Annotated in this window: 2 protein-coding genes and 1 pseudogene; all 3 read right to left on the bottom strand. The window is 65.2% G+C overall.

The window, feature by feature from the left end; translation table 11 throughout:
- Positions 1-2,859, bottom strand: a 2,859-nt coding sequence (locus tag H0W38_RS17085) for a DUF4082 domain-containing protein (RefSeq protein ID WP_292456262.1), incomplete at its 3' end; no start/stop codon positions are given.
- Positions 2,860-3,228: 369 nt separating this feature from the next.
- Positions 3,229-4,242, bottom strand: a complete 1,014-nt coding sequence (locus H0W38_RS17080) for a WD40 repeat domain-containing protein (protein WP_292456266.1) — start codon at positions 4,240-4,242, stop codon at positions 3,229-3,231.
- A 131-nt stretch (positions 4,243-4,373) separates the two neighbouring features.
- Positions 4,374-4,556 (bottom strand): annotated as a pseudogene (locus H0W38_RS17075) (chromosome partitioning ATPase); the annotation flags it as partial.

The raw sequence follows: 4,556 nt of genomic DNA, 5'->3' as shown, positions 1-4,556 counted from the left end.
GTTGCACGGACAGCCTCCTTGCGGCGGTGCTGCGGTCGTGAAACTCCAAGAGGCATTCGCCGCCAGCGCATTGCCCGCGAGGTCTTTGATCCGCGGATCGCTCGCTCCTCCCCTGACGGTGGCGGTATAGGTCGATGACACGGCCAGCGCGGCGCTCGGTGTCAGCGTCGCTGTGCGGTTCGTCGCGTTGTACGACACGGTCGATGCCACCAGCGCATTGGCCGCATTGCGCAGCTCGAGAGTCGATGCGTTGACCGTAGCCGCATCGAGCGCTTCGCTGAACGTCACCGTCACAGCCGTCGCCGTGCCCACGTCAACCGCACCGGCCGGCGGTGACCTCCCGGTCACCGTGGGCGCCGTGCCGTCGGTCGGACCGACGCTGGTGAATGCGACGTCGACCCAGTAGTTCGAGGCGTTGAACGAGGAGCTCGGGAACGCGCTGGCCGTACCGTAGCGGAACACGCCGTTGCCACCGCTGACGCCATTGCGCAGCAACTCGACCGGACCGTTGGTCACTCCTGCCGCGGCGAAGAAGTTGACATCGACGGCGTAGCGTCCGTTGGGCGCGAAGTACGACGCCACGTACACCGTGTTCGCCGTGACGGGCACCGGGTTGGCGAATTCCACCTGCTGCCAGCCGGTGGCCGACTCGCTGGTGAAGGGGGCCGACGCCAGCAGTGCGCCGCTGGCGCTCCACAGATTGCCGATGTGCGTGCCGCTGTTGCCCGAGCCCTTGTAGAACCTCACGCCGGTGATGAAGCCGTCGGTGCTTGTCCTGAACTTCACGCCGAGTTCGATCGGATCGGATTCGGGGAACGCAGGATTGGCCGGTGTCGCCGAGCCGTCGAAGGCGTTGCACGGACAGCCTCCTTCCGCCACTGCCGCTGCCGCCAGTGGCGTTGCCGCTGGCGTTGGCGCTAGCGCTGGCGGCGTTCCGGTCGTGAAACTCCAGGAAACGTTTGCCGCCAGTGCATTTCCCGCCGCATCGGTGACGCGGGGGCCTGCTGCACCGCCGCGCACCGTCGCGGTATAGGTTTCAGACGCCGCAAGCGCGCTGAGGGGCGCCAACGTCGCTCTGCGCGTGCCGGCATCGTACGAGACCGTGGCGCCGATCAATGCGTTCGCCGAGTTTCGCAGCTCGAAACTGCTGGCATTGATCGTCGAAGCGATCATTGCTTCGGAGAAGGTCGCTGTCACCTTCGCGCTGACGCTGACTCCAGCAGCACCGGATGCGGGGGTCACCGTCGACACGGCGGGTCCTGCGGCGTCGGCGCCATAGGTCGCGACGTACGTTCCTGCGTCCGCCGCGAAGAACGCGTATTCGACCCCCTTGATGCCGCTGATCGTGTAACTCACCGCGCCGCTGCCGCGAGTGATGCCGCTCAGCACCCCGGCGCCCATACGCGTGGGCAGCATGCCCTGCAGCCCCCGGGCGGCGGGATCTTTGGTGACGGTGAATGTCAATGCGCCCGAGCTGTAGCTCAGCGCGCCGAAGGACGATGAATTGCGAGCGTCGAGCCATGTCAGCATCTGCTTGGCGGACACGATCGGCACACCGCGTGCCAGCGCGGAATTCACCACCGCGTCCGACATCGCCGACGTCGCCACATCGGTATGCGCATTCACGGTGTACGCGCCGTAGTAGCCCTCGGGGCCCAGGGCACGATCCAGCAGCGTGTCGACGGTAAAAGGGTAGGTCTGCCCCGATTCGTCCGTCATCTGCGTGGCCGCCATGTAGACGTCGACCAGGCTGCCGTCGAGTTTTGCGAACCGCATCGGCATGGCCGACCCTGTGAACAGGCCCGGGACGTTACCGACCCAGCTCGCAGGCCAGTAGGAGTACGACGTGTCCAGGCGCATCCCGTGGCTGCGTTGCACTTGGGCGCCGGAACTCCAGTCGCTCCACACGATGCAATGGTGCCGCTGGGTCAGGAGTGGCCCGACGCTGGTGTACTTGCCCAGGAACTCGGGCACCTGCTGGTCATACATCGACTGAAGAGACTTCAAGTCGAAGTCGGCGCAGCCCGTGTTGATATGCAAGCCGACCTCGAAACCCTCGCTTGCGAACGCTCCCGCTTCCAGGTCGGATATGGGTGTGGCGGCGTAAACATACGATGTTCCACGCAGGCATTCCCAGTCAGCGACAGAGCACCCTGCGGGACTGAGCGACTTGAACTGATTGAAACGCCCGATCGTGCCGCCGTTGGCATGATCGTCGCCGGTCATGATGACCACCGCCTTCTTTCCGTTCGGGAAGTACCAAAAACGCGGCAAAGGCTTCTTGCCCGAATTCATCTCGAGGATCAGGTTGACCAACAGCCGCTGCTGCTCGTCAGCCTGCGGAATCGCCACCTTGTTCAGGTCGATCCAATCCGGCTGCACGTCGCCGGCAGCGTCGCCGAAGAACTTGTCGTTCGACCTTGTCGGCGCAAACCCGTCGCGCTCCTGGGTGGCCCAGGCCGGATTGCCCTGGCGCGTGTAGACGATCGACGCTGCCAGGTCGTACATGAAGGCTGCCGCCTTGCCGGAACCCACGCTACGCAAGGTGACGGCCGGATTCGCGGTGGTGGCGTTCGCGGTGCTGTAGAGGGTTGCGAGCGGCGTCGCGTCGATGACGTCGTAGCGGTCTGCCACGCCGTGGAACTGGATCGTCTGGTCCACGAGGCCCTGACCCGGGCTCGCCGAGGTATCGATCAGCAGGTAACCATTGGACAGCGTGGTCCCGACCGGGGTGATTCCGAGCAGGCCGGCGAGTTGGGCATCGGGCGCCATGGCGATCAGGTTTCCGCCACCATTGACCCAGTTGCCGAACATCGAAACTTGCGCCGAACTGAGTGGCATCTTGTCGAGCACCACCACGTCGTGCGCGGCCAGGGTGTCGGGCGACACCGCCCCGATGTCCATCACCGCAAAGGAATTGAGGCCTTCGGTGCGCAGGATCTCGGCGTAGTACTCACCGAACGCCGACGACGCGGACGTGACGACGAGAATCGGGCCACCCGGTCCTTGCGCAGGGTCTCCGACTGCCCGTGCCGTCGGCGAAACGCTGATCATCAAGGCAAGCAATGCGACCAACACGAGCAGGAGCGCGACTGCCTTGGCCCGCAACAAACACACTTGTGACATCGAACTCCCCGAAAATCTGCAGAGCACTTGCCCGGCTTCAGCTACCTGTGAACCCGGTGATCACATCAGTTGAAGGAAGCCCCGCTATTGCGAGGCAGCCCGCTAACGGTCCGTACTGCGCGGTATGTCCCACGAACGCACGCGGCTCTCCTCGTTTCCCACGAACAACTGGTTGTCGACGCCTGCATCGAACGCCACTGCGTTGACCGTGCTGTTCGAACCCGCGATGTCCTGCGACACCCTGCGTGTCTTCATGTCCCACACCATGACCTTGCCGCCCGACTCACCCCCGGCGAGCAGCCCACCGTCGCGGTTGAACGCGAGACTGCGCACCGGCGTGCCGTGGCCTTCCAACGCGTGCACCTGCCGGCCGGCGGCCGGGTCCCAGAGGAACACCTTGCCGTCCTGAGCCGCACTGGCGAGCAGCTTTCCATTTGTGCTGAACGCCACGGCGTTGATTTCGCCAGCGTGGCCGAGCAGCGTGTGGAGCAGCTTCCCCGTGGCGATTTCCCAGAGCAGGATGCGGGCGTTCGCGTCGCCGCTTGCGAGCCAGCGCCCGTCCGGGCTGACGCTCACCGTGTTCACGAAATCGGAGTGGCCGTTCAACACGCGCATGAGCCGGCCGGTGATGCCGTCCCACAGCATGACGCGGGTCTCTTCCGCGCCGGTTGCAATGACGGAGCCGTCCGCACTCGCGGAGACGGACCGCAACGCTTGCGCATGGCCGTGAAGCGCAAACCGGCGCTCCCCTGTCTCGACGCTCCAGGCTTCAGCAACGCTGTCTCTGCCGGCGGTGACGAGGTAACGGCCATTGGCGCTGTAGGCAAGGCCGGCCGCAACAGCACCTTTTTGTGCCTTGAGCACCCTGATCTCGCGCTCGTTCGACGCGTCCAGCACGCGGAGCCTTCCGTCCACAGTCGCGACGCCGATCGTCTTGCCGTCCGGTGCCACCACGATTGCCGTGACGCCCTCGCGCCGAAAGGACGACACCCGCCGCTTCGGCGGCGCCTTGAGCGACGCAGGGCTGCTGGCCTCGGCTGCCGGTGCCGCAATCGCGGTCCTCGTGGACCGGCGTTCTTGCTCCTCCGAACCGCCCCCGCAGGCGCTCAGCAACACGCCCAATGAGATGCCCGCCAACCGAACCAACGCGCTGCGCCGGCACCGTTGCGCCGATCGGGTTGGCTGCCTCATCGCATCTGATTTCATTGATGCTCCGCTTCGTTCAGCAAACAGGGTCTTCGGATCAGTCAGCCGTAGTAGCGACCGTAGCCGACAGTCGTCGCCGTTTCATGCGCCTTGTTCAGCACGGACATCACAACGGGGCACTGCTCCACCGCCGCGAACGCCTGCAGGACGACGCTGCGCGGTGTGGTCGATGCCTGAACGACCAGAACGACCTGTCCGACTCGGGACGCGAGCACTTGCGCTTC

It is taken from the genome of Methylibium sp., from assembly GCF_013817365.1.
GTDB lineage: Bacteria > Pseudomonadota > Gammaproteobacteria > Burkholderiales > Burkholderiaceae_C > Methylibium.
The sequence above is the reverse complement of the archived record's forward strand: the minus strand, read 5'-3'. Positions and strand labels throughout refer to the sequence as shown.